The 2,027-nt window shown below is 36.2% G+C and carries 1 protein-coding gene and 1 pseudogene; one reads left to right on the top strand and one right to left on the bottom strand.

Annotation, left to right across the window (positions count from 1 at the left end; genetic code table 11):
- Nucleotides 1-1,324, bottom strand: a 1,324-nt coding sequence (locus J582_RS24855; RefSeq protein ID WP_050674873.1) for a hypothetical protein, incomplete at its 3' end; no start/stop codon positions are given.
- Nucleotides 1,325-1,507: 183 nt separating this feature from the next.
- Between J582_RS24855 and J582_RS24850 the strand changes: the two are divergent.
- Nucleotides 1,508-2,027: pseudogene (locus J582_RS24850) on the top strand (catalase); the annotation flags it as partial.

Below are 2,027 nucleotides of genomic sequence, written 5' to 3'. Positions count from 1 at the left end.
GCCCTAACTTATTTCTTAACCATGTTTTAAATTCATCATACGGCGTTCCTGTTTTATTCATCGCCTCATAAATTGTTCCTAAGTCTGGTGCATATAAACCTGTATCTGCATTAAAAGCTAACTTGGTTGGATAGTCATAGACACATGGTAAGTTCGTATCTGTGTTATACCACCACCAAGGCTCACCAATTTGCATGTTGACATCACACCCACCTGTCACCATGGTATCTGCAAACTCAATAAAAACTTTATGTAAATATGCCAAAGCATTTTGATCACTTAAACTGAAGAAATAACTTGGTGGCTGGTAGCCTGTTTTACCCAAATTACTATTCCAGTCTCGCTGTGCCCAAAATTCATTTGCGCCTAGCGAGTACATTTCAAAACTTACCCCAAAAACGGGTTGCATATTTGCATTATGCAGAGCTTGGGCATATTTCTCATGCCATTTACGGGTACATGGGTTAACAACATCTTGTCCAGTCACTAAGGTGTCTGGAATCTGGAATCTATTAATATCACTTCTCCAGATTATTTCAGGATAATGTGACATACCACAGTAATGATTAATGAAACCGTGATAACCCAAAGCAGCCATGTTATCTACTATACGCTGCGGGTTCAGGTCGTAATGATCGTCATAGCTGGTACATAAGCCATAGTTATGCTGTGGTACAACCACTCGGCTTAGATTTAATTTTGCATTTGCACCTGTCACGACTGAATTAGTAATGCGAATATAACCATCTTCAGCCTGACTTAAGGGCAATGATGAGTGTGGGTTATAACTACTTGTAAAAGCCGAAAATGTGATTTGCTGAATATTGGTAACTGGAAAACTATCTGTAGCGGAGAAACCTGCTTTGACTGTATCCCAGTTGATATGAATATGGGCAGATCTTGAAGATGGAGTATTTGCATAGTTGAACAAGACAATATACGCAATTTTATCTACTCCATTGTCGTTATAATAAACCGTTAAAGTTGGAGTTAGCGACTCATTATTTAGAACTGGCATAGATGGTGATAGTTCAATATCAAAGTCCCATACCACACCTGAATAGCTATCTTTAGTTTCATAAGCTAAAAATTTATGGTCTTTAGAGTCGTAAGAGTCCCAACTAATACCAGCCAAGTCTGTAGTCATGCGTGAGCGGAAAGACGCCTCAAAACCGTTGCCATAATTGGTAATCGCAAAAGACATGGTTTGTGGACCATCTATTCTCCAATAAGCTGGGTTGAACCGATCAATAAGTATATTTTGAGTAATGGGTTGAGGTGAAACAGTCGAATTATTTTGTACATTTTCTGAATTATTTATCATGTCATATTGCTCTTAATGGTTTTAAGAAGCTTTATATTAAATAATAATTTTATTTATATTGTTCAGATAAGTAACAATTTAGTCTAATCTATTAACAGTAGATAATGGTTGGAATCATTAAAATAATGTAAAGCTAATATATTATTTTAATTCTAAAGTGGACTTTGCAATAAGGAGCAATGAATGCCAAACTTTTCTCATTTAAGCCACTTTAGACTACTCGTTATTTTTATTCCAGTTCTTTCATTATTAAGTGGCTGTAGTGATCCAATATTTTATAAAAATACTAAAGCTTCTGCTATTTCTACTCCTACCTATACAACTAATTATCCAATCCCTGATGAATATTTAAATGAAAAGCTCCAACCAAATGAAAAAAAACTGGCTCAAGAAATCTCTACCGTTATTGAAGAATCAATACGTAAAGAGTATGCACCTGGTAAAGCCTTAAGAGATGCACATCCTAAAGCACATGGATGTGTGCGTGCCGAGTTCCATGTACTTAAAAATATTCCAACTCAACTTGCAAAAGGTATATTTGTTCCTGATAAGAGCTATCAAGCCTGGATTCGATTTTCGAATGCATCTAACGATGCATCTCAAGCAGACATTGAAAAAGATGCTCGCGGCATAGCCATAAAAGTCTTAGGCGTACCGGGTCCGAAAATTTTAGAAAGTGAAAAAGAAGCTTTAGTATTTTTAT

The organism is Acinetobacter sp. 1566109 (genome assembly GCF_000582255.1).
Classification (GTDB): Bacteria; Pseudomonadota; Gammaproteobacteria; order Pseudomonadales; family Moraxellaceae; genus Acinetobacter; species Acinetobacter nosocomialis.
Note: the sequence above shows the minus strand (reverse complement) of the source record. Positions and strands in the feature narration are given on the sequence as shown.